Annotated in this window: 20 protein-coding genes; 16 read left to right on the top strand and 4 right to left on the bottom strand. The window is 41.1% G+C overall.

Going from position 1 to position 22,507, the window contains the following annotated elements; genetic code table 11:
• Positions 1–131: 131 nt before the first annotated feature.
• Both F909_RS09880 and F909_RS09885 read right to left on the bottom strand, forming a co-directional pair.
• Positions 132–491 carry a hypothetical protein gene (locus tag F909_RS09880; protein WP_005150841.1) on the bottom strand — a complete coding sequence of 120 codons (360 nt, stop codon included), beginning with the start codon at positions 489–491 and terminating at the stop codon, positions 132–134.
• A gap of 373 nt (positions 492–864) precedes the next feature.
• The gene (locus tag F909_RS09885; RefSeq protein ID WP_005150840.1) at positions 865–1,257 is read right to left on the bottom strand and encodes a hypothetical protein; all 393 of its coding nucleotides are present in this window, start codon (positions 1,255–1,257) and stop codon (positions 865–867) included.
• 390 nt (positions 1,258–1,647) lie between these two features.
• Here F909_RS09885 and F909_RS09890 point away from each other — a divergent pair, with 390 nt between their 5' ends.
• The 4 genes from F909_RS09890 to F909_RS09905 all read left to right on the top strand — a co-directional run bounded on the left by F909_RS09890 (position 1,648) and on the right by F909_RS09905 (position 6,275).
• Positions 1,648–2,991 (top strand): spinster family MFS transporter, encoded by a 1,344-nt coding sequence (locus tag F909_RS09890; RefSeq protein WP_005150837.1) that lies wholly within the window; start codon positions 1,648–1,650, stop codon positions 2,989–2,991.
• Positions 2,992–3,083: 92 nt separating this feature from the next.
• Positions 3,084–4,094, top strand: coding sequence for an AraC family transcriptional regulator (locus F909_RS09895; RefSeq protein ID WP_005150835.1), 1,011 nt, complete (start codon positions 3,084–3,086; stop codon positions 4,092–4,094).
• An 83-nt stretch (positions 4,095–4,177) separates the two neighbouring features.
• A complete protein-coding gene (locus tag F909_RS09900; protein ID WP_005150833.1) occupies positions 4,178–5,284 on the top strand; it encodes an NAD/NADP-dependent octopine/nopaline dehydrogenase family protein in 1,107 nt (368 codons plus the stop codon).
• Position 5,285: 1 nt separating this feature from the next.
• Entirely contained in the window at positions 5,286–6,275 is a 990-nt protein-coding gene (locus F909_RS09905) for a 3-hydroxybutyryl-CoA dehydrogenase (protein WP_005150831.1), read from the top strand.
• A gap of 59 nt (positions 6,276–6,334) precedes the next feature.
• On the opposite strand, the gene F909_RS09910 is transcribed toward F909_RS09905, so the two are convergent.
• Complete coding sequence (locus F909_RS09910) at positions 6,335–6,802, bottom strand: MarR family winged helix-turn-helix transcriptional regulator (protein ID WP_005150829.1); 468 nt, start codon at positions 6,800–6,802, stop codon at positions 6,335–6,337.
• 147 nt (positions 6,803–6,949) lie between these two features.
• Between F909_RS09910 and F909_RS09915 the strand changes: the two genes are divergently transcribed.
• The 12 genes from F909_RS09915 (at position 6,950) to F909_RS09970 (ending at position 19,762) form a co-directional block, all read left to right on the top strand.
• Positions 6,950–8,062: an amidase gene (locus tag F909_RS09915; RefSeq protein ID WP_005150828.1), complete on the top strand. Its 1,113-nt coding sequence runs from the start codon at positions 6,950–6,952 to the stop codon at positions 8,060–8,062.
• A gap of 18 nt (positions 8,063–8,080) precedes the next feature.
• Entirely contained in the window at positions 8,081–9,247 is a 1,167-nt protein-coding gene (locus tag F909_RS09920) for an acyl-CoA dehydrogenase family protein (RefSeq protein ID WP_005150827.1), read from the top strand.
• A 46-nt stretch (positions 9,248–9,293) separates the two neighbouring features.
• The gene (locus F909_RS09925) at positions 9,294–9,821 is read left to right on the top strand and encodes a nuclear transport factor 2 family protein (RefSeq protein ID WP_005150826.1); all 528 of its coding nucleotides are present in this window, start codon (positions 9,294–9,296) and stop codon (positions 9,819–9,821) included.
• Positions 9,822–9,852: 31 nt separating this feature from the next.
• Entirely contained in the window at positions 9,853–11,130 is a 1,278-nt protein-coding gene (locus F909_RS09930) for an aromatic ring-hydroxylating oxygenase subunit alpha (RefSeq protein WP_005150825.1), read from the top strand.
• 10 nt (positions 11,131–11,140) lie between these two features.
• Positions 11,141–11,626, top strand: a complete 486-nt coding sequence (locus F909_RS09935) for an aromatic-ring-hydroxylating dioxygenase subunit beta (RefSeq protein WP_005150824.1) — start codon at positions 11,141–11,143, stop codon at positions 11,624–11,626.
• A 10-nt stretch (positions 11,627–11,636) separates the two neighbouring features.
• Entirely contained in the window at positions 11,637–12,374 is a 738-nt protein-coding gene (locus F909_RS09940) for an SDR family NAD(P)-dependent oxidoreductase (protein ID WP_005150823.1), read from the top strand.
• 33 nt (positions 12,375–12,407) lie between these two features.
• Entirely contained in the window at positions 12,408–13,361 is a 954-nt protein-coding gene (locus F909_RS09945; RefSeq protein ID WP_005150822.1) for a PDR/VanB family oxidoreductase, read from the top strand.
• A gap of 66 nt (positions 13,362–13,427) precedes the next feature.
• Positions 13,428–14,387 (top strand): p-hydroxyphenylacetate 3-hydroxylase reductase component, encoded by a 960-nt coding sequence (locus F909_RS09950; protein ID WP_171067303.1) that lies wholly within the window; start codon positions 13,428–13,430, stop codon positions 14,385–14,387.
• A gap of 185 nt (positions 14,388–14,572) precedes the next feature.
• A complete protein-coding gene (feaR, locus tag F909_RS09955) occupies positions 14,573–15,481 on the top strand; it encodes a transcriptional regulator FeaR (RefSeq protein ID WP_005150813.1) in 909 nt (302 codons plus the stop codon).
• Positions 15,482–15,607: 126 nt separating this feature from the next.
• On the top strand, positions 15,608–17,212 hold the full coding sequence (locus F909_RS09960) for a GMC family oxidoreductase (protein WP_005150812.1): 1,605 nt from the start codon (positions 15,608–15,610) through the stop codon (positions 17,210–17,212).
• Between the two features lie 39 nt (positions 17,213–17,251).
• Positions 17,252–18,739: an aldehyde dehydrogenase family protein gene (locus F909_RS09965; protein WP_005150811.1), complete on the top strand. Its 1,488-nt coding sequence runs from the start codon at positions 17,252–17,254 to the stop codon at positions 18,737–18,739.
• Between the two features lie 87 nt (positions 18,740–18,826).
• Positions 18,827–19,762 carry a SphA family protein gene (locus tag F909_RS09970; protein ID WP_005150810.1) on the top strand — a complete coding sequence of 312 codons (936 nt, stop codon included), beginning with the start codon at positions 18,827–18,829 and terminating at the stop codon, positions 19,760–19,762.
• Between the two features lie 82 nt (positions 19,763–19,844).
• On the opposite strand, the gene F909_RS09975 is transcribed toward F909_RS09970, so the two are convergent.
• On the bottom strand, positions 19,845–22,292 hold the full coding sequence (locus F909_RS09975) for a penicillin acylase family protein (RefSeq protein ID WP_032877961.1): 2,448 nt from the start codon (positions 22,290–22,292) through the stop codon (positions 19,845–19,847).
• Positions 22,293–22,507: the final 215 nt, after the last annotated feature.

The raw sequence follows: 22,507 nt of genomic DNA, 5'->3' as shown, positions 1-22,507 counted from the left end.
TAAAAACGACTGATCGGGCTTATCGAATAGGGAGGGAGGGGTATTATTTATTCAGATCGGGAGCTAACGAGAGGTGTTTGGAGAACTGACTTAAAATCTGTTCCCCACATTGATTTGAATTCAATGACGTCTTATTTCTTTTGTTTAAAACGATATTTGCACTTTAAGCAGCGGTAATCCTGAAAAATATTTTTATCGACCATTACGCCTGCTTTTTTTCCAAAAATATTACCAATGACGCCACCTGTAACGCCTGCACTGATTGCACCAACAAAAGTGCCTACCGTTCCACCGACAATGACACCGAGAGGCCCAGCCACAGTCCCAATTGCTGCACCAACAGAAGCCCCGCTTGCTGCACCACCGACTGTCCCCGCAGTTGTTCCAGCCGCCATCAGTAAAACACCACCTGTGGTTCTGAGTAACTTGTCATGATTGCGTGTTTCAATTTCTGTAGAACCGCATTTAGGGCATAGTATAGGTTTGTCCATAAAACTATCCTGTCTTTGTTTATTGAGGAGCAAATTTATTTTGCTGAATCAGAAGCATGTTTAACCACGTTGAGCACGAAGATATGTCATCTACTCAGCAACGTGAGAGACCCCACTTATTGGCTCTGATTTTAGCTGAACAATGCCATAAATATTTATCGTTCATGTAAATACTTGTACTTTAATAATTATCCAGACATCGAAATGAGGAGATTCAGAGTAGAGAGGCTTTTGCTACCCGCCTGATTTGAGATTTTCTGGTTGGCTTGAAATGGATAGAAAACCAGAGGATGGGCGTATTGTTATCGTTGATTTGAACGATGTTTGATATGTAAAAACTCTTGCTTACAAAAGAGTTTTTACATACTTTTATTTAAGCTAGGAATGTTTCTTGCAAATAGCTCCAGACCATTTTGCCATTAATTTCTTCAATCAAAGCGCATGAACGTCGAATTAAGATACCTGATTCTTTGGTATGTTTTTCCGTATAGGTCAAAACAATTGCATCTTCTTTTTGCATTAAGACTTGTTCGTCATAGATTTCAATTTGGATATCAGGCATTTTTCCTTGATTATTAGTAAACAATCCTTTGACGTCTTCAAGTGAAAAACGTTTGCCCGCAGCACCGACCATCTCAAAATGATCAGCAAAATAATCAATCAGAAGGGGAAGGTCTTGTTCAGCGTGTTTTCCATTAAAAATTTTCTCAATCAAAACATGCATAGTATGAATGCTTTCGATTGCCTGCTCTTTGATAAGTGCCATATCCTTTTCCATTGAAAACTAATTATCTCGCTTTATTTTAAAACAAAAATAAATGTAAAATTCAATATAATTTTAAAATAAATTTATCAGTTTTTATTTTAGCTAACTTAGAAAATTTTGATCTAATATTTTAAAAAATTTATCATATCAGTTATTTAAACTATTAAAATGAGCTTGTTGGTCATTTATCCAAATTTTTAAGTCGTAAAGATCGCAAAAAAGGTATAACTTTATACCTGAAATATTGTGGAAAATTCCATGTAAAAATAATAAATATAGAGAGGGATGATTTACCTTATTCAGGATGGATTAGAAAAGGAGCTGTGTTCTGATCATTTCATCTTGTAATAAGAAGACATTAGAAAAATGGCATGGACACAAGGAAGAAACATGGATACTCATTCAACTGAGCCAGCACGTGCTCAATCAAATATATATGCTTGGTATGTAGTCCTGCTATGTATGTTGGCCTATATTTTCTCATTTATTGATCGGCAAATACTTGCACTCATGATTGAGCCAATTAAGGCCGATCTCGGCATTTCAGATACACAATTCAGTTTATTACATGGTTTAGCCTTTTCTCTGTTCTATGCCTTTATGGGACTGCCCTTGGCATACTTGGCGGATCGCTTTTCTCGTCCAAAAATTATTGCAGTCGGTGTGGTGTTTTGGAGTATCGCAACTGCATTTTGTGGTTTGAGTAAGAACTTTATCCAACTGTTCTTGAGTCGTATGGGCGTCGGTGTCGGAGAAGCGGCTCTTTCACCAGCCGCATATTCAATGTTTAGCGATATGTTCAGTAAGGATAAATTAGGGCGTGCTGTTGCCGTTTATTCGATTGGTTCCTTTGTCGGTGGCGGAATTGCCTTTTTAGTCGGTGGTTATGTCATTGGTTTACTTAAAAATATGGATGCTATCGTATTTCCTGTCTTTGGTGCATTAAAGGCATGGCAGGCAGCATTTATTATTGTAGGTTTACCAGGCGTATTTATTGGATTACTGGTTTTACTTACCGTAAGAGAGCCACAACGTAAAGGTCAGCGTCTAGATGCACAGGGGCAAGTTGAAAAAACCAGCATAAAAGATGCTTTCAGATTTATCAAAAAGCATAGTCAGACTTTTCGTTGTCATTATTTGGGTTTTACCTTCTATGCAATGGCATTGTATTGTCTGATCAGTTGGACACCCGCATTTTATATGCGTAAGTATGGTTTAACCCCAACTGAAGCAGGCTATATGCTTGGGACAGTGTTACTGGTTGCAAATATTCTCGGTGTACTTTGTGCAGGTTGGCTCAATGACTGGTTTATTCAAAAAGGACGTAAGGATGCACCGATGATTACGGGTGTCATTGGTATTGTTGGTCTTATTCTACCAATTATGATCTTTACCCAAGTGAATGAATTATGGCTTTCAGTGGTATTTCTGGTTCCTGCCATGTTTTTTGCTTCTTTTCCGATGCCAATTTCAACCACTGCAATGCAAATGTTGGCACCGAATCAATTGCGTGCACAAATTTCAGCGATCTTTTTGTTGATTAGCAATCTGGTTGCCGTTGGAATTGGTACTACTTTGGTGGCATTAATTACCGATAAGATTTTTGAGAATCCACTCATGGTCGGTATGTCACTCTCGATTGTCGGTTCAATCTCATGTGTCTTGGCATTCTTCTTACTGAAAAAGGGTTGCAAAGCATTTAGTGCCAGTATGCAATTGGAACATGGATCTTGATTGGATCAGTAGCTGATGTAATACCCAAGCCCATTCGATTGTAGTGGGCTTTGGCTTTTTCTCTGCGTAATCAATCGCAATGGAGTGAAGTGATGGGACCATCTTTCAATTTAGATCATCTGCATTATCTGGATGAGTTTTTATTATTCAAATCAGATGATTATAAAGTCATTAAAGATCAAATCAGCCATTACCTTTGTCCGCATCAATTTGATGTGGAAACTGTTGAACCGTTAAATACGCGGTTGAATGGTTTTAGTTTTGGCAATTCGGCATTGTATGACCTGAAATATAGTGCGCCTGTGATGATCACGATTGATGAAGCCTCCAACTTTTATTTATTTCGTATCACCCTGGAAGGGCAATGTAAGGTCGGGCTGGAAAATGAACAGCTGCTACAGTCGCCTGGCATTATGTCGATCACACATCCGAATACTCGACAGCAAATTGTGACCAATCAACACTGTCGAAATATTATTTTAAAACTGGCTCGACAAGATGTGGAAACACAATTGTTCAAGATGTTGGGTCATACCAGCCATGATGCGATTTTGTTTGATACAGGATTGTCTTGTACGGCAGAAGGGATACGTTCGATTGTCGAAACACTCAATTATCTGTGTCATGCCTATTATAATATTCAGAACTGGAGTTTTATTTCAGCGAGCTTCACTGAATATCTGATTGAATTAATTCTACTTAAAATTCCCAATAACTTTAGTGCCTTGCTCAATGCAAAAAGACAGCAGGTTTTGCCTGGTTACATCAAAAAAGCACAACAATATATTCAGGATCATCTGCAAGACCCAATTTCTCTATCGTTATTAAGTCAGTGCTGTGATGTCTCTGTACGAACTTTGCAAAAAGGCTTTAGTCAGTATTTACAACAAACGCCTGTGGAATATATTCGCGACCAACGAATTGAGCGGGTGCATGCCGCATTGCAAAATTGTCATGGCAATGAAACCGTGACCGAAATCTTATTACGTCATGGCATTCAAAGCTTTGGGCATTTTTCCACGTTCTACAAGAAGCGTTATGGTTGCCTGCCTTCACACACCCTAAAAATGAATCCTGTGCAAATTGCCGAGATGGTTTCGTAAATTGAATTATGCTTGCGTATTTGGATAAGCCTGAAGCGTGCTGGTCTTCTATGATGAGATGAAATCAATCAGGAGGATGTAGCATGAAAATTACAGTATTGGGTGGTGGTCACGGATGTTATGCAGCTGCGGCAGAAATGGCAGAAAAAGGACATGATGTGGTGTTATGGCGTCGAGATACGCAGGCACTGGAGCAACTGGCTGCAACTGGGGTTTTGAATATTAGAGATTATCGGGGTGATCGCAGTATCACCGTCGGTTTTTCGGATTCGCAGATTAATCTATCAGATAATTTAGAAAAAGCCATTCAACATGCCCAGTTGATTATTATCCCTTTACCTGCAACCACACATGTTGATTTGGCTCGCCAAGCAGCACCTTTTTTTAAAGCAGACCAAGTGGTGTATTTACCACCTGCAACTTTCGGAACTTTTATCTTTGCCAAAGCTATGCAAGAGGTAGGCAACACAGCACCAGTCGCCTTTGCGGAAACTGGCACCTTACCTTATCTGGTCCGTAAACATGGTGTGAATCAAATTGTAGTGAGTGGGTATGCTACCCGTTTACCTACAGGTGTATTTCCAAGTGCGCTTTCCGCACATGCATTTGAGCTGTTAAAGCAGGCCTATCCAAGCGTTGAACCGATTGAAGACAGTTTAAGCGGTGCTTTAATGAATGCGGGACCGATTATCCATCCACCTTTGATTTTGATGAATGCAGGACCATTAGAGCATTTTGAGGCATGGGATATTCATAATGAAGGCACGCAACCTTCAATTCGCCGTGTCACCAATCAGCTTGATGCAGAACGGATGCGTGTCAGGGAAGTGTTGGGTTATTCTGCACCACATTTTCCATTGGCAGACCATTACAATAAAGATGGGGAAGGTGACGAATGGATGTATGGGCGCGGGGCACATGGCAAATTAACGGATAGTGCTGATTGGCGTGAGGATATCGATCTACAGTCGCATCGCTATATGCTTGAAGATACGCGTTTGGGACTGTCGTTCTTGGTTTCTGTAGGTCGCTGGGCTGGTGTTGCAACCCCTGTTGCAGAAGGTCTATTAAACCTTGCCTCTGCCGTCACAGGCAAAGATTTATATCAAGAAGGCCGGACGTTAGAAAGTTTAGGTCTTGCGCAAAAAACCAAAGCTGAACTACAAGCGACCTTACAGCAAGGAGTCTGATATGACAACGATTCAACAGGTTGCCGTACTGGGCGCGGGTCGTATGGGAAAGGCAATTGCAATTGCCTTTGCCTATGCGGGGCTGAAAGTAGCTTTAATTGACGCTCGACAACGTACAGAGGCTGAGTTTGATCAATATCAGGCGCAGATTCAAGCGGACTTAAAGCAAGAGTTAGAGTTACTGGAAAATATCCAGTTTATTCAATCTGAACAAACGACTTTTATTCTGGAGCAGATTGAGATTTTAAGTAAAGTCGGTTCTATACCTACTTTGGCAAACTGCGATCTGGTTTTGGAAGGTGTGCCTGAGGTTAGGCAAGCCAAACAAGAGATTTTTGCTTGGCTGGATCAATATATTGCGCCAGCGTGTATTGTCGCATCGACCACATCGACCTTTTTGGTCACCGACATTGCGCAAATGATTTCTCATCCAGAACGGGTGGTCAATGCGCACTGGTTAAACCCTGCCTATCTGATTCCGCTGGTTGAGTTAAGTCGCTCTGAACAAACCTCAAATGAGGCCGTAAATACCTTGAAAAGCTTCTTGCACGCAATTGGCAAAGTTCCAGTGGTCTGTAATGCTAAAGCTGGCTATATCGTGCCTCGGATTCAGGCTTTAGCCATGAATGAAGCTGCTCGGATGGTTGAAGAAGGTGTTGCTTCCGCAGAAGATATTGATATCGCCATTCGTACGGGCTTTGGTCTACGTTTTTCAGTTCTAGGGCTATTGGAGTTTATCGATTGGGGTGGTGGGGATATTCTGTATTACGCTTCCCAATATTTAGAAAAGGAGTTGGGTGACCGTTATCGTACACCTGACATTATTGCTGAAAATATGCGTAGGCAACGTAATGGCTTGAGAGAAAAGCAGGGTTTTTATAATTATCACGACATTGATGTGATGCAATATAAATTACAGGTATTGCGTACATTCTCTGACCGAATTGAAAAAAATGACCTGAAACCAAAATTCAATGTAGCACAAGCTTGATGACCGCTCAGCTTTAATAAAAGCCCATACATATTGTGATGGGCTTTATTATTTAGATTTTAGCTGGATGGCATCAGATCAAACACCTTCTTCAATTGTGCATTGAGCTGATGCAGCTCCTCATCATCAAAAGCATTCAGGATGCCAGATAAAGTGACCTGACTGATTTGATTGATTTGTTCGACCAGCTCTTTGCCTTTTTCTGTCAATTTCACCATCGAAATACGTTCATCTGATTCTGAAGAAAAAACCTGAACAATATCATCCTCTACCAACCGATAAACGGCTTTGGTTGCTGTGGTTAATTTAAGCGTAGACAAGTTTGCAATCTCAGTAATACTCGCTTGTTGCAGAGCATTGGTACTTAAAATAATTTTACGACGAGTATTGTCTATCCCTAGTTTTTTTATAGATTTTTCAATAAGTTGTGTGTACTTTCCATTTACTTGAGAGATCCAGAAAAATGGATAGCTTTGTAAACTGCTAGGTTCATTATTGGGTAGAAATTGTTCTAAATGAGTAAGCATAGCAAAGTGATAACTTTATAAAAATGGATGTGACCTATTATACAAAAATTAGAAACATTTTCTTTGTTCTTAATCATGAAAAATACTTGACAATTACATTACTTTTTCCGATATTTGTATTAAGGATAAAAATACATGGAAAAGTGAATGAATATTATTGTACAAGACGTACAAAAAGGAATGGGTACCTTAAAGGTCATGGTGAAAGATTCCATTGATATTCAAGGTATGAAGACGATGGCAGGTAGCAAAGCCCTGATGCAAAGCCAACCTGCAATCGAAAATGCAGACGTCGTTAATCGTATTTTGGCAGCAGACTGCCAAATTACGGCAAAAACCAATTTGCATGAACTGGCATTTGGTATCACTGGCATTAACCATACCTTTGGTACAGCTATTAATCCTAAATATCCAGCGCTTATTCCAGGTGGTTCATCCAGTGGTTCTGCGGCAGCGGTTGCAGCAGGTTTGGCAGATTTTACGTTAGGAACGGATACTGGTGGCTCGATCCGTATGCCTGCGGCATGTTGTGGTGTTTTTGGATTAAAACCGACCTTTGGGCGTGTTAGCCGTAAAGGTGTACATCCAGCACGCAGTTCACTGGATTGTGTAGGCCCTTTTGCAAAATCAGTCGAGATGATTGAAACAGCAATGCAGATCATCGATCCGACTTTTAAAGTGGCTGACGCATTGTCGCGAGCGCCCAAACTTGCTTGGTTAAACGTGGATGCGGATCCACAAGTCATCGCTACGATTGAACAATATTTGGCGCAGCTTCATTTACAACCTACCACCGTTGAAGCGTCTTCTTTTGACGCTGCGTTTCATGCAGGTATGCAAATTATTAATTATGAAAACTGGCAGGCCTACGGCGACTTAACCCAAACAGGTTTGGTGGGTACCGATGTGAATGGGCGTTTACTCAAGGCTGCCGAGACAACATTGGCACAAGTCAAACAAGCTGAGCAGGTCAAAGTGACATTCACTGCTGAAATCGATCATTTGCTTGAGCAATACGATGCGCTGATTTTACCGACATTACCGCAGATTCCACCCCAAGTGGTGGATGCGGAAAACACAGTTGCGCTGTTGAATCTAACAGGTTTGGTTCGTCCCTTTAATCTTTCGGGACACCCTGCGATTTCAATACCACTGCAAACAAGCGAAGGATTACCTGTGGGTTTACAGGTTGTAGGGAAAACCAATGCCGATGCGCAGTTGTGTGCAATTGCGAAATATATCAAGGCGGCGGTGTTATAAATAACAAGGAGTTAGGTGATGAATAATTTATCTATGCAGGAATTTGTTGCTGATACCAATGCCACCGAATTGGCAGCTTTGTGTCAGGAAATCCGTGAACGTGCCTGTACTGGCGAGTTTGATGATCAAGCCTATGTCAGTCAGGACATTATCGATAAATTAAAAAAACTCGGTGTCTATCGTGCACTCGTACCGAAGCGTTTTGGTGGCAATGAATGGTCGCCAAAACAATTTTGTGAACTGATTGAGCAATTGTCTAAAGCGGATGGATCAGTGGGATGGGTGGCAAGTTTTGGCATGAGTCCCGCTTATTTAGGCAGCTTGCCAGAAGACACCTTGAAGACTTTATACAAAGACAGTCCTGACATCGTATTCGCTGGCGGCATTTTCCCACCGCAACCTGCCGAAATTACCGATGAGGGCGTTGTCGTCCGCGGTCGCTGGAAATTTTCGAGTGGCTGTATGGGTGCAGATATTGTCGGTGTCGGGATTTCGCCACAAAAAGACAATGAGGCACAGGGTTTACCACGCATGGCAGTGATGCCAGCCAATCAAGCTAAAGTTGATATGACTTGGGACACGGTTGGTTTAAAGGGAACAGGAAGCCATGATTTGGTGGTGGATAATGTTTTGGTCAGTAAAGAGTGGACCTTTGTCCGAGGTGAACCCTCAAAGTTGCCTGAACCCTTTTTTAAATATCCGTCTTTATCACTTGCTACCCAAGTATTGACTGTTGTTGGTATTGGTGTGGCAGCTGCAGCGCTAGACGAATTTAAACAACTTGCACCAGGTAAGGCTTCGATTACAGGTGGTGCTGAAATTGCTAATCGTCCTGTAACGCAATATGAGTTTGCTCAGTCAGATGCTGAGTTCAAAGCAGCGCGTAACTGGTTCTACGACACGATGGATATTGTCTGGAAAGAAGTGGTTGCAGGTCGTACACCGAGTGTTGAGCAAGTGAGTGATATGCGTTTGGCCTGTACACATGCAGCGCGTGTATGTGCTCGTGTAGCACGCAAGATGCAAATGTTGGCAGGTATGACTGCGATTTATAGCAATAACGTGTTTAGTCGTTTTGTGAATGACACCAATGTGGTGACCCAACATGCATTTATGGGCGATGCCACTTTACAAAATGCAGGTCTTGTCAGCTTTGGTTTAAAACCAGCACCAGGCTATTTATAAACCAAGCTTTATAAATCGAGATAGAAAACGGATGTGAGATCAGAGGATGAATGAGCACATAGATTTGAGCACAGTGCTACAACGCTTGGCGCTACTTGAAGCACAAAATGCGATTCGGAACTGTATCAATCGCTATATGGAAATTTGTGATGCGCTAGATGCCAATACTGATCTAGATGAGCTGATGGACTTGTTTGATGCCGACAGTATTTGGGAAGGCATTGGCGAGAAATATGCCAAATCTTTTGGTCGATATGACTCATGGCACGCAATTTACAGCATGTTTAAAAATTATACCCAAAAGCAGTCTCATTTCGTTATGAATGCTCACTTTGTCAGTTCTGAACAAATTTACATTGAGCAGGATCAAGCCAATGCAACATGGCTGATGTTGCAAACTTCAAGCTTTAGAGATGGTCGTAGCCATTTAAATGCTGCCAAGCTCAGCGTGAAATTTAAACAGCAAAATGATGGTCGTTGGAAGATCAAACATTTCCAGACGGAAAATATTTTTAGTCGCCCAGTCGCGCATTGGAACAGTACAGCTGAATTGCCAGTACCAGACCAGCGTTAAGGCAAAGGACAAATTGAAAAGGATCATTGACATGAATCAGATTATCCCAATGCAAAATATTGATATCGATTACAGTAGCTTAGTGCAAAGTGATCGCGCGCATACCTCCCTTTATAAAGATGAAAAGATCTTTGAAGATGAGATGCAAAAAATTTATTACAGTACTTGGGTTTGGGTGGCACATGCCAGCGAGATTCCAGAAGGTGGTAGCTACAAAACCATCAATATTGGTAAGCAGCCTGTTGTTGTGGTGCGTGATCGTAAGAAAAAAGTGCATGTCTTACTCAACCGCTGTCGTCACCGTGCTGCAACGGTCTGTGAACATAAAAAAGGTAAAACCAATAGTTTTGTCTGCCCATATCATGGCTGGAGTTATGCACTTGATGGTTCATTACGTGGTGTACCTTCTCCAGAAAGCTATGGGGAATGCCTAGATAAATCAGAATTTCCATTGATCAGCCTTCGCGTTGAAGAATACAACGGCATGATTTTCGCGACCTTTAAACAGGACATCGAGCCGTTAGAAGATTTTTTGGGTGCTGCGAAAAAATGGATTGATCTGTTTATGAAACAAGGGGCAGGTTATCCAATTAAAGTCTTGGGTGAACATCGTTTCCGTTTCCCTGGCAACTGGAAAATTCAGCTGGAAAATACCACGGATGCTTACCATTTCCCATTGGTACACAAGTCATTCTTAAGTTCTGTGGATGAAAAGACAGAAGAATTATTTAACTTTGAAAATCAACCTGGTTATGTCGAAGACTTAGGTAATGGTCACAGTGTCATGGTGATGATTCCAGAGTTAGTCGATTTAGATGAAGAATTGATGGAACGTCCGATTCAGGAGCGTTTCGAAGATTTGGCACAAGCACTACGTGATGAAGGTCATGCTGAACTTGAAGTTCGCCGCATTGTTCGTGCAGTCGGTGGTTCTGGATTCAACTTGAACTTGTTCCCGAATATTGCTTGTTCAATGGCGTTCTTCCGTGTGATGCAACCAATTTCTGCACATGAAACTGAAATTCACCATTCTGTGATTACCATGGATGGTGGTCCACAAATTGCCAACCAATATCGTTTACGTTTGCATGAACATTTCCAAGGTCCATTTGGTTTCGGTACGCCAGATGATTCAGAGGCTTGGGAGCGCGTACAGCACGGCGCTAACGCAGGTAATGATTTATGGATCATGTTAAATCGCGGTCTACCCGGCGAAGTTAAAACTGAAGACGGTTTAAAAAGTGATGTGAGTGCTGAAACAGGCATGCGTGCTGCATATCAGCAGTGGAAAAAGTTGATGACAGCTTAAGGAGAGCGCGATGAAAATTGATTTAAATTTATTGAATGAAGTGACCGCTTTTATCTGGGCTGAAGCCGATATGCTGGATCATTCTGAACATGATGCGTGGCTTAATCTATGGAATGAAAAGGGTGTTTATATCATTCCAATCGACTCGAGTTTGACCGATTACGAAAATAATTTGAACTATGCCTATGATGATCATCATATGCGCAAATTACGTGTTGCCCGTTTAGAAAATGGTGAGGCGATTTCAGCATCTCCAAAGGCCAATACAGTGCGTAGTGTGTCACGTGTTCGTATCATCAAAGATGAAGATGGTGAAATTATCTTGCGTTGTGCACAAAATTTACGCGAGTTCCGTAAGGAAAGTTTGAAACACTACACTGCTGATGTGACTTTTCATTTAGCTCGTGATACCGATCAGGGCTTTAAAATCAATCGTAAAATTATCAATTTAGTTAACTCTACCGATACTTTAGCGGGTATCAGTTACATTCTCTAGGAGAACAAAAATGAAACAGGTTGTTTTAGTGACTGGCGCCGCTTCTGGTTTGGGTAATGTCATTGCAGAATATTTTGCCAGTCAGGGGCATCAGGTCATTCTTTCTGCAAGTACCTTGGAAAAGGCTGAAGCTGCCAAAGTTCGTAGTCCACATGCCGAAAATCTGTTCCCACTGAAATTAGATATTTCAGTTGAAGCTGATTTTCATGCAGCTGTGCAGTGGATTACGCAAAAGTTTTCCAAGCTTGATGTGCTGATTAACAATGCCACGGTCACCAAAGCAACGCCTGTTTTGGACATCACTGCCGCTGATTTTGATTGGATTACGCAAGTCAACCAACGTGGTACTTTTCAAGCCTGTCAGATCATTGGCAAATATATGGCAGATCAAGGCTATGGTCGCATTGTCAATATGGCTTCTTTAGCTGGTCAAAATGGTGGGACGGCAACAGGTGCGCACTATGCAGCAACTAAAGGTGCCATTGTGACATTGACAAAAATCTTTGCCAAAGAGTTTGCAGCCAAGGGCGTTACGGTGAATGCGATTGCACCTGGACCTATGGAATCACCAATCGTACACAGTGTTGTATCTGACGAGAAAATGTCACAGTTTATTCAAAATATACCTGTCAAAGCATTGGGTAGCATGGAGTTTATTGCTGAAACCTGTGCTTTATTGGCAAGCCCAAGTGCAGCCTTTGTAACGGGTGCGACATGGGATATTAACGGTGGATTATTTATGCGTTAAGCCATTGGTTTAACACGTAAAAGGAGATTAATCATGACTACACTTTATAATGTTGTTGTCAAAAACCGACATGTTGAAGGTGAAAATGTTGCAGTCATGGAGTTTGAATCTGCAACATCGACAGCTTTGCCAAAAGTTGAGGCTGGTGCCCATATTGATGTGCATTTGCCCAACGGTATGGTACGTCAATATTCACTTTGCCAAAATCCGAATGACTTAGGAAAATTCCGTTTAGGGATTTTACGTGATCCAGAATCTCGTGGTGGTTCAATTTCAGCATTTGATGAATTGAAAAATGGCATGCAGATTCAGGTCAGTGAGCCTAAAAATCTTTTCCCTCTGGTGAAAGCCAAACATTCAGTGCTGATTGGTGGTGGTATTGGTATCACCCCATTAATCACCATGGCCTATCAATTGGCGCAAGAAGGTGCATCTTTTGAATTGCATTATTGTGGCGCTAGCCCTGAACGCTGCGCCTTTGTGGATGAAATTAAAACAGGCGCATTAGCACCTTTCACCACCTTTCATTTTAAATCTGAGGGTGCCAGCCATCGTGAATTTTTCCAGTCTGCAATCAAGGGTATTGATGCTGCAAGTCATATCTATACCTGTGGCCCGAATGGCTTCATGGACTGGGTGATTAATTTGGCCGTTACTCAAAGCTTTCCAGAACAGCAAATTCATAAAGAATATTTTCAGGTTGAAGTGGAAACAGGTGGTGAGGCTTTTGAAGTGGTGGCCGAACGCAGTGGCAAAATCATTTTGGTCAATTCTGAAGAAACCATTTTGCAAGCCTTGGCTCGTGAAGGCATTGAAATTGAGATGTCATGCGAGCAAGGCGTTTGCGGTACTTGCATGTGCGATGTGATTGAAGGTGAACCAGACCACCGCGATGTATATTTTACCGATGAAGAAAAAGCCAGCAATGAGCAAATATTGGTGTGTTGTTCCCGCTCTAAGTCAGCACGGTTGGTTCTTGATATTTAATGGATTTATGCAGGATAAATCCATATCAGATACAGGCCGAAAATAGGATAAAGGATTCAGGAGAGAATAATGAACTCATTAAAAACAATGGATGAAATCACAATAGATCCAATGAAGTTCAGACGTGCCTTAGGTAATTTTGCAACAGGTGTCACCATCATGACCGCGCAAAATGAACAAGGTGAAAAAGTGGGCGTGACTGCCAATAGTTTTAACTCAGTGTCTTTGGACCCACCACTGATTTTATGGAGTATTGATAAAAACTCATCCAGTTTCCCCGTGTTTGAGCAGGCGTCACATTTTGCCGTAAACATTTTGTCAGGCTCACAAATTGACCTGTCTAATAAATTTTCACGCCGTAATATTGATAAGTACGAAGGTACAAACTATCGGGAAGGTGCTGGTTCTGCACCAATGCTGGAGAATTGTTCAGCGGTTTTTGAGTGTGAACGCCATCAGATTATTGAAGGTGGTGATCACTGGATTATCGTTGGCAAAGTGGTGAATTTCCATGATCAAGGGCGTAGTCCTTTGGTTTATCACCAAGGTGCATATTCTGGTGTCATTCCACATCCGTTATTGCAGTTGAAAGAGACAGGGGAAGATGAGGATGTCGGCGAAATGTATCAGGGCCATTTATATGGCAATGTCTGCTATTTGATGAGCCGCGCATTTAAGTTTTATCAAACGGACTATATCCCAAAGCAATTAGTGACGGGATTCCGTACCAGTGAGGCACGTTTATTATTGGTTCTAGGCAGTGGTACTGCTTCAAACAAAGCAGATTTACCACGTGATATCGCCATGCCAATGCGTGAAGTCGAGCAAGCTGCGGCAATCCTGAAAAAAGATGGTTTGTTACTTGAAAGCGATGGCTTTTTTAAATTGACAGAAAAAGGCAAGAAAACTGCCCACTATCTGTTTGATATTGCAGATAGCCATCAAAATGAGGTGTTTGCAAAATATCCAGATGATGAAAAAGAGATTTTCATTAAGATTCTGAAAGATATTGCAGGAATTGCATAACATGCTGGAAACCGACAGGAATAAACGTTCTTGTCGGTTTTTTTAATTGAGCATTGATTTTAGATAAAGATAGTTAGGCCTAATCTCAGGTTTTTCTTCTTTCTTTAACTGTATAGGCCAAATGTTTTAATTAGAGGCTGGATACCTTAAAACTGATTTCATCGATCTATTCGAGGGAAACAAGGATGGATAAGCATAAAAAAAGTGAAATGACACAGTGGTCTGAAAATATTCAAAATGTTTGTGGTGATTTTAAAACCAGTTTTGATAAGCAACCTGATTTGTTCATTGGTGAAGTGCAGTCTTTTTTATTGGGTGAAACCGAGATTGTCTTTATTAAAAGTAATGCGATTTACTTTTTAAGAAAAAAAGGAATGGCGGATCGAGTCAACGATCGTTTCTGTTTTCTTGTATTGCAACATACAGGGAAAATGCGTATTGGCTATAAGAATCAGGATATTAGTTTAAAGGAAGGCGATATTGTTCTACTGGACCCCAATGAAACGATTGAAATGTATCCTCAAGGGCTATTTACTCATATTTCTGTACACCTCTCTCGTGAAAAACTATTCAAGCAAGGTATTACAACCGATTATTTTGGCAAATTAATTACCTCAAATATGAGTGGCCATCTACTTAAATGTTTGTTGCAAAGTTTATCAGCTGCAAATATTGAACTTTGGTATGCAAAAGAAGATGGCAATGCTTTTGAAGATGCCTTAATTGCTTTAATTAAACCGACCATTAATTACAAAAATATTGAAATGATTGACCATCACAGGTTGAAAGCAGAACGATTTATTTTAGAAAACTTAGTCCATCCTAATTTGAATGCTCAAATGATTGCAGATCATTTGAATATTTCTCTCAGACAGCTATATCGTTTATTCAAGAACGAAGAAACCTCAATCCATAAATATATTCAAATGCGCAGGCTAGAAAAAGTTCAATATGATCTTAAAGACAATAAAAATAAGAACTTATCTATTACAGAAATGGCGATGAAATGTGGTTTTGGAGACAGTGCACATTTTTCAAAATTGTTTAGAAAAACTGTGGGAATCTCTCCTAAAGCGTTTAGAGCAAAAACATAAGCTTATTATTGTTATTTATAGTCTAGATGTCACTTTTTTACCCTATCTCCGTCGCATTTTGACAAGAACAAGCTACCCAATAAATGTCAAATTCTACTAAAGGAATTTAATTCATAGGGAAGCAGAATGAAGACAGAATATGACTACATCATCATAGGTGCAGGTTCGGCAGGTTGTGTCGTTGCAGCAAGATTACTTGAAGCAAAAGCTGGGCGGGTGTTGGTTTTGGAAGCAGGGAGCAAAGACAGCAGTATGTTCCATACGATCCCTGCCACAGTGATTAAAGTGTTTCAGCAAAAATCATGGCCGTATATGACAGTACCACAACAGCATTGTAATCATCGTGAAATGATTCTTGCACAAGGCAAAGTGCTTGGTGGTGGCAGCTCGGTTAATGGGATGGTTTATTGCCGTGGGCAACGTCAGGATTATGACCTATGGGCTTCAGAATGGGGTTGTAATCAATGGTCCTATCAGGATGTTTTACCCTTTTTCAAAAAAGCTGAACAGAATGAAAGTTTGGGTGACCAATATCATGGACAAGATGGCATCTTGCCTGTGAGTGAAAACCGTTATCGTCATCCATTGACTTTGGCCTGTATTCGCGCTGGTCAAGAAATGGGCATGAAATATGTCAACGATATAAATGGCTGGGATCAGGCTGGTGTTGGGTTCTACCAAACCACGACCAAAAATGGTGAGCGAGCCAGTACGTCAAAAACCTATTTGAAATCAGTTGAAAATAATCCTGCACTTACCGTAATTACCGATGCATTGGTCCACAAAATTGAAACGCAAGGTAATAAAGCAACGGGTGTTACATACAGCGTTGCAGGAAAGACACCTGTGACAGCACAGGCTCGTAAAGAGGTTGTGGTAAGTGCTGGGGCAATTGGGAGTCCTAAAGTTCTTTTACTCTCAGGTATAGGCCCAAAAGCGCATTTAGACGAATTAGGAATTGAGTGTATTCAGGATTTACCTGTAGGCGAAAATTTTCATGACCATTTACATATGTCAGTCAATGCAACAGTAACGACGAATAATAGCCTATTGGGTGAAGACCAAGGTCTAAAAGCAGTACGACATTTTCTACAATGGCGTTTTACACGTTCAGGGTTGTTAACTTCAAATATTTTGGAAGGTGGTGGATTTATCGACACCAATAACAATGGCCGACCAGATGTCCAATTCCATTTCTTACCTGTGCTGGATAATTTTGATAATACTCCAGGAGAAAAAGCAGAGGCATTAGAACACGGGCTCACGATTAAGGTTGGACATGTACAACCTAAAGCAAGGGGAACTTTACGTTTAAGCAGTAAGGACCCTCAGGCATTTCCGATTATTGATCCAAATTATTTGGGCCATCAAGACGATATTGATGCCAATATTCGAGCAGTACAAGCGGGTCTGCGTCTATTACAGCAACCTGCACTCAAAGCGATTGTGAAACAGGTCATCGAGCCTGCGAATATTGATCCAGATGATATAGCAGGAATTGATAAATGGATGCGTCAAAATATCAAAACTGTTTATCACCCAGCAGGCAGTTGCAAAATGGGGAATTCTGCACAGGATTCCGTCACGGGCCAAAACTTAAAAGTTCATGGTTTCCAAAATTTAAGAGTCATCGACTGCTCAATATGTCCACAAGTTCCAAGTGGCAACACCAATGCCATCGCAATCATGATTGGTGAGCGCGGTGCTGATTTTATCGTCAATAACGCTTGATGGTTTTATCTCTGATTGTATTAAAACGAGGATAGAAAGATGAGTGAAGTACACGTTTTAGCGAGTGTTCAGCAATTTATTCAGCGTCAACATGGTCATTTTATTGATGGTAAATGGGTTAATGCTGACAATCCGCAACGCATAGAATTAATTAACCCTGCAACAGAACAGGTTGTTTCAACCATTGCTGTGGGTAGTCAGGGTGATGTCGAAAAAGCAGTACAGAGCGCACATATCGCATTTACCAATGCTTGGGCCAATACCTCGCCCTACGAACGTGGCATCAAACTGAATAAATTGGCAGATTTGGTTGAAGCGCATGCTGAAGAATTAGCACAGTTGGAAACCTTGACTACAGGTAAGTTAATTAATTTGGCTAGACATCTGGAAGTGGCCAATACTGTTATCTTCTTACGTTATTTTGCGGGTTGGGCGACCAAAATTCATGGTCAAACTATGCAACCTTCGATTCCATCCGCAAATGGTGAAAAATACACTGCGTATACCATACGTCAACCTGTTGGTGTGGTCGCAGGTATTGTGCCATGGAATTTTTCATTGATGATTGGAATCTGGAAGATTGGTTCAGCGCTCTCTACAGGTTGTACTATTGTTGTGAAGCCGAGTGAGTTCACTACACTTTCTTTATTACGTTTGGCAGAGCTTGCGATTGAAGCAGGAATTCCAGCGGGTGTGATTAACGTCGTAACAGGTGCAGGACAAACAGGTCAGCACTTGATCGACTCGAAGTTAGTCAAAAAAGTTTCCTTCACAGGTTCTGTGCCAACAGGAATTGCGATTGGTAAGCAGGCAACTGGCAATGATTTAAAACATATCAGTTTAGAGCTCGGTGGCAAAAATGCAGCGGCAATTTTAGCGGATGCCAATATCGATGAAATTTTACCTACCTTGTTACAAGCAACTTATGTACATCAAGGGCAAGTCTGCGCAGCACCTGAGCGTTTCTTGGTACACCGTTCTAAATATGATGAGCTAGTACAAAAGGCAGCCGCTGCAATTCAACAACTGAAAATTGGTTCACCGCTGGATGAATCAAGCATGCTTGGGCCTTTATCGAATAAACCACATCTTGAAAAAGTAAAACATTATCTTGATCTGGCTCAGCAAAATCAGCAGATCATTTCAGGTGGAAAGGTACTGGAGCAAACGGGTTATTTTGTCGAACCAACTTTGCTTGCGGTGAAGGATATCAATGATCCTTTATTTTTGGAGGAAACTTTTGGACCTGTGATTTCTGTAACGCCATTTGACAGTGATGATGAGTTAATTGAAATGATGAATCATTCACGCTTTGGTTTAACCGCAAGCTTATGGACCAATGATTTGTCGAAAGCATTACGATTAATTCCTCGGGTGGAAGCAGGTTCTATCTGGGTGAATATGCATACCTTCCTTGATCCAGCAGTGCCTTTTGGCGGGGTAAAAGCATCAGGGATAGGACGTGAATTCTCGGATGCATTTATTGAGGACTATACCGAATTGAAATCGGTCATGATTCGCTACTAAATCAATTCATTCTAAACAGCAAAACTAGGAGATGTCGGCATTCGACATCTCCTTGAGGATATTTTTGCGTAAAATAAGGATATTAAAATGAAAAAACAATCAATCGCTTTAACTTTGTTGTGCAGTTCTGGTGCGCTTTATGCCAGTGATCTACCCACCATTAATTTAGGTATGTCGAGCTTTGTCGATGGTGCTGTTCCTGCAGGGACAGGTTGGTATGCACAAACCTATTTTCAAAATTATAGTGCCGATAGTATTCGAGATGCACAAGGCAACAAAATTCCACTGCCTCGATCAGAAATTGATTATCAGGCGATCGTCCAGCAAATCAGCTATATGTCTGATATTAAAGTGGCTGGCGGAAATATCGGTTTAAATATGCTAGTACCTATCCTTGGGCATATTGATGTGGATGATGGCTTAAATAATCAGGCAATCAAGGCGCAACGAGGATTAGGTGATTTGCTGATTGGGCCATTTATTCAGTTTGATCCGATTATGGGAGAAAATGGACCGAAATTTTCTCATCGTTTTGAATTCCAAATGAATTTGCCCACTGGACGCTATGATCGCAACAAAGACATTAACCCAAGTGCAAATGCCGTGTCTTTAGATCCGTATTGGGCTGCGACTTATTGGTTAAATCCTCAATGGACGGTATCAACGCGATTACATTATCTGTATAACTTTAAAAATGATGATCCAAATTATAGTTTTGGCAATGCTGATGACATGCAGGCAGGGCAAGCTTTTCATGCAAACTTTGAAACCAGTTACGCAGTGAATCCGCAACTCCGTTTGGGGGTAAATGGGTATTGGTTAAAACAAATCACTGATACAGAAGTCGATGGCGAAAAAGTGAAAGGTCGGCGTGAGCAAGTTTGGGCAATTGGTCCCGGAGCAATGTATAGCTTTTCACAACATGATCATTTGGTGGCTAATGCTTATTTCGAGCAAGATGCCGAAAATCGGCCACAAGGAACCAGTGTGATTTTAAGATTTGTGCATCATTTCCATAAATAATCATGTAAATACAATCTCAGCAGCAAAATATCTTGAGAATATTTTGCTGCTTTAACAGAAGCTTAAATGTCAGCTGAGTCTTTTAATAGTCTAAGGTTATACTTTGTTGACTAGATTGCTCAATTTGCTTCTGATCAACAGCATCATCCTTACATGTATAATTTTCAAATAATGACAATTGGTCTGCAAAATGGGCATCAGGTCTACCATGCTGATCAATGAAACCACTTTGGCCTGGGGCTAAGATTGAACACATACTGACATGATTCGGATTGAGCACCACTCTAAAGGTTGCACTGCCTGTATTGCCATATGTGCTCAGCTTTTGTTGATGTGCAAGATCAGCCCATGGAATACCCACTGAATTTTTGGCGGAAAAACCCATCGTCGCAACAGGAATTTTCCAGTCACTTGGTTCAGCCGACTGGTATTGCTTGGAGAGCTCATTTAAAGCATTTTCCAGTGCAGTGAACACAACCTCGTCTGCAGTTTGACCTTTTAAGAAATCAACATGTTGTGGAACACTTGCCTGTTTGCCTTGAAGGGTATTCCAGATCAATTTTGATGCGCTGGCTGGTTGAGCACTGCGAGGATCATTATTGACAGGGTAAAGGGTATCAGTATAACGCTGGTAAATACTTTCAGATAAGTTTGGTTTTAATACCGATATGATCATTTGATTCAGCCATGCGCGCATGATGGCAGGTGCCGCACCTTGATAATATTTAGCTTCACTGTCTGGGCGTAATTTTAGATCCCAATTTGCTAATAAAGGCGCAATTTTTTTAGCCAAAGGGGATGCTTTTTCGCTTTGAGCTGCTTTGATCATGTATGGAATAAAATAGCGCGCATTTAGATCTGACCACGCGCCTGTTTTATTAATATCCCAAATGTCCTGTTGGCTTAATTTCTGTTTGCTTTCCAAAGGTTCAATCAGTTCATTGACGCGATCGACATGCGAAAAATTGGAAGAATCAGAACGTAAACCTGCATACGCTTTATTATTCCAGCTGCTGATATAGCCTTTTTCAGGATTATATTGTTTGGGATTATGTGAGAAATCGTAGAAGCCTTGCCATTCCATTGAGCCATCACCTTGTGCAGGTAGCTGAATGTGCTGGTTTTCTGGACGGATCGGTAAACGTCCTAATGCAGCGACACCAATATTGTTTTTGGTATCGGCATAGAACCAGGTGATTGATGCTGCAACACGTTTGGCTTGATTGAGAAACTCCTCCCAACTGGTCGCTTTCGCAGCATTGGCCCAACCCAATAATGTTTCAACTTCGACACCTTCCCAGCTACGTTTTTGTGCATACGCGGTATGATTTTTTTCATCCCACGCACTGACAAAACCTTGTTTGCTTTTATAGACATTTAGTACATAATCGGCTTGGCTGCGGACCTTAATCTTGACTTGTCTATGCTCAAAGGGAATATAGTCGCCTTTATACAGGTATTGCTTGGCATTACTTGGGTTGACATTGAGTTGATAGACATCATTGGTGTCCAGTGATCCAACTGTTGAACCCCATGCAATTTTGCCGTTGGTTCCAAATAAAATAGCAGGTAAGCCCACAGGGGTAATGCCTGTTAAATTATAGCCAGCGCCGTGTAAACCAATCCCATAGGTAATTGCAGGGGTATACCATCCTTGTTGTGGGCCATTATATAAAACCGTTTGTCCTTCTACCGTTTTGTTACCTGTTAAAACCCAAGCATTACTTGCAGTAGGTACGCCATCAACCACGCTTTTACCCATGGCAATACGTGCTTGAGCTAAATAACGTGCAGCGGCTGAGTTTGAGATCGGTAAAATCTGTTTAGTCTTTGCCTGTTGGCGGGCTGAAAATTGTGGTTTCTGGTCAGATTGGATGATGGTGGGGGCGGTTGGATCATCTAACCAACGCAACTGTTGATACACTTTTAAGCCTTGCTCTTGACCTTTTTCCTTTTGTAATTGTGTGAGCAGATCTAAATTTGCGACTTCTGAACTCGCCGAGAAAAAGCGGTTTAAAATTAAGCCGACCCACACCAGTGCAATATCTTCTGACTGCCATGTAGAGGGTTTGAAATCATAATCAATGAACTCTTTTGGCATAAGTGCTGGGTTGGCTAGGACTTCTTTAACCCGTTTATTAAAACCTGCTGCATAACCATCAAAAATGGCACGGTCTTCTGGGGAAAGTTGGGCAAGTTGCTGTTTGATATTTTCTGGATCAAAACGGCTGTGTGTTGCAATGTCGTATTGCAAATAGTCGGGTCCGAGTACTTCAGCGACCGTACCTTGCCCAGTACGTTTTGACATCTCCATTTGAAATAAGCGATCGGTTGCCACTGCATAACCATAGCCAAAAAAAAGACCGTAGGTGTCATTTGCATAGACATGTGGTGTACCAAAGCTATCTCGTTTGATGGTGATCTGTTTTGACGTAGGAGGTATTTCTAAATTTGAAGATGAATTACATCCTATTAGAGTGGCACAACCTAGCGCTAAAACTCCATTTCTAAACAGAGCATGTTGAAAGATTGACTGATAAGTAGGTTCATGATTTTTCAATTTTTAGATATCCTTATTTCGCTATGATTTAAGTGTGAATAATTTGAAGATCTTATTTCTGATGCTGAAATGATTCACGGATGAACATGCCTTGTTTATTGAGTAAAATTATGGTGATTTATCTATGTAATTTTCCATTACCTTGTGGGTATATCTTTATACTTTATGAGCGTTTTAATCTATTA

This window comes from Acinetobacter sp. ANC 3929, from assembly GCF_000369405.1.
Taxonomy (GTDB): Bacteria; Pseudomonadota; Gammaproteobacteria; order Pseudomonadales; family Moraxellaceae; genus Acinetobacter.
The sequence above is the reverse complement of the archived record's forward strand: the minus strand, read 5'-3'. Positions and strand labels throughout refer to the sequence as shown.

Excerpts from the sequence above, each read along its gene's own strand:
- F909_RS09930 (WP_005150825.1), top strand. The coding sequence starts at position 9,853 with ATGAATCAGATTATCCCAATGCAAAATATTGATATCGATTACAGTAGC.
- F909_RS09905 (WP_005150831.1), top strand. The coding sequence starts at position 5,286 with ATGACAACGATTCAACAGGTTGCCGTACTGGGCGCGGGTCGTATGGGA.
- F909_RS09900 (WP_005150833.1), top strand. The coding sequence starts at position 4,178 with ATGAAAATTACAGTATTGGGTGGTGGTCACGGATGTTATGCAGCTGCG.
- F909_RS09940 (WP_005150823.1), top strand. The coding sequence starts at position 11,637 with ATGAAACAGGTTGTTTTAGTGACTGGCGCCGCTTCTGGTTTGGGTAAT.
- F909_RS09895 (WP_005150835.1), top strand. The coding sequence starts at position 3,084 with ATGGGACCATCTTTCAATTTAGATCATCTGCATTATCTGGATGAGTTT.
- F909_RS09890 (WP_005150837.1), top strand. The coding sequence starts at position 1,648 with ATGGATACTCATTCAACTGAGCCAGCACGTGCTCAATCAAATATATAT.
- F909_RS09885 (WP_005150840.1), bottom strand. The coding sequence starts at position 1,257 with ATGGCACTTATCAAAGAGCAGGCAATCGAAAGCATTCATACTATGCAT.
- F909_RS09880 (WP_005150841.1), bottom strand. The coding sequence starts at position 491 with ATGGACAAACCTATACTATGCCCTAAATGCGGTTCTACAGAAATTGAA.
- F909_RS09970 (WP_005150810.1), top strand. The coding sequence starts at position 18,827 with ATGAAAAAACAATCAATCGCTTTAACTTTGTTGTGCAGTTCTGGTGCG.
- F909_RS09920 (WP_005150827.1), top strand. The coding sequence starts at position 8,081 with ATGAATAATTTATCTATGCAGGAATTTGTTGCTGATACCAATGCCACC.
- F909_RS09910 (WP_005150829.1), bottom strand. The coding sequence starts at position 6,802 with ATGCTTACTCATTTAGAACAATTTCTACCCAATAATGAACCTAGCAGT.
- F909_RS09965 (WP_005150811.1), top strand. The coding sequence starts at position 17,252 with ATGAGTGAAGTACACGTTTTAGCGAGTGTTCAGCAATTTATTCAGCGT.
- F909_RS09915 (WP_005150828.1), top strand. The coding sequence starts at position 6,950 with ATGAATATTATTGTACAAGACGTACAAAAAGGAATGGGTACCTTAAAG.
- F909_RS09960 (WP_005150812.1), top strand. The coding sequence starts at position 15,608 with ATGAAGACAGAATATGACTACATCATCATAGGTGCAGGTTCGGCAGGT.
- feaR (WP_005150813.1), top strand. The coding sequence starts at position 14,573 with ATGGATAAGCATAAAAAAAGTGAAATGACACAGTGGTCTGAAAATATT.
- F909_RS09945 (WP_005150822.1), top strand. The coding sequence starts at position 12,408 with ATGACTACACTTTATAATGTTGTTGTCAAAAACCGACATGTTGAAGGT.
- F909_RS09925 (WP_005150826.1), top strand. The coding sequence starts at position 9,294 with ATGAATGAGCACATAGATTTGAGCACAGTGCTACAACGCTTGGCGCTA.
- F909_RS09935 (WP_005150824.1), top strand. The coding sequence starts at position 11,141 with ATGAAAATTGATTTAAATTTATTGAATGAAGTGACCGCTTTTATCTGG.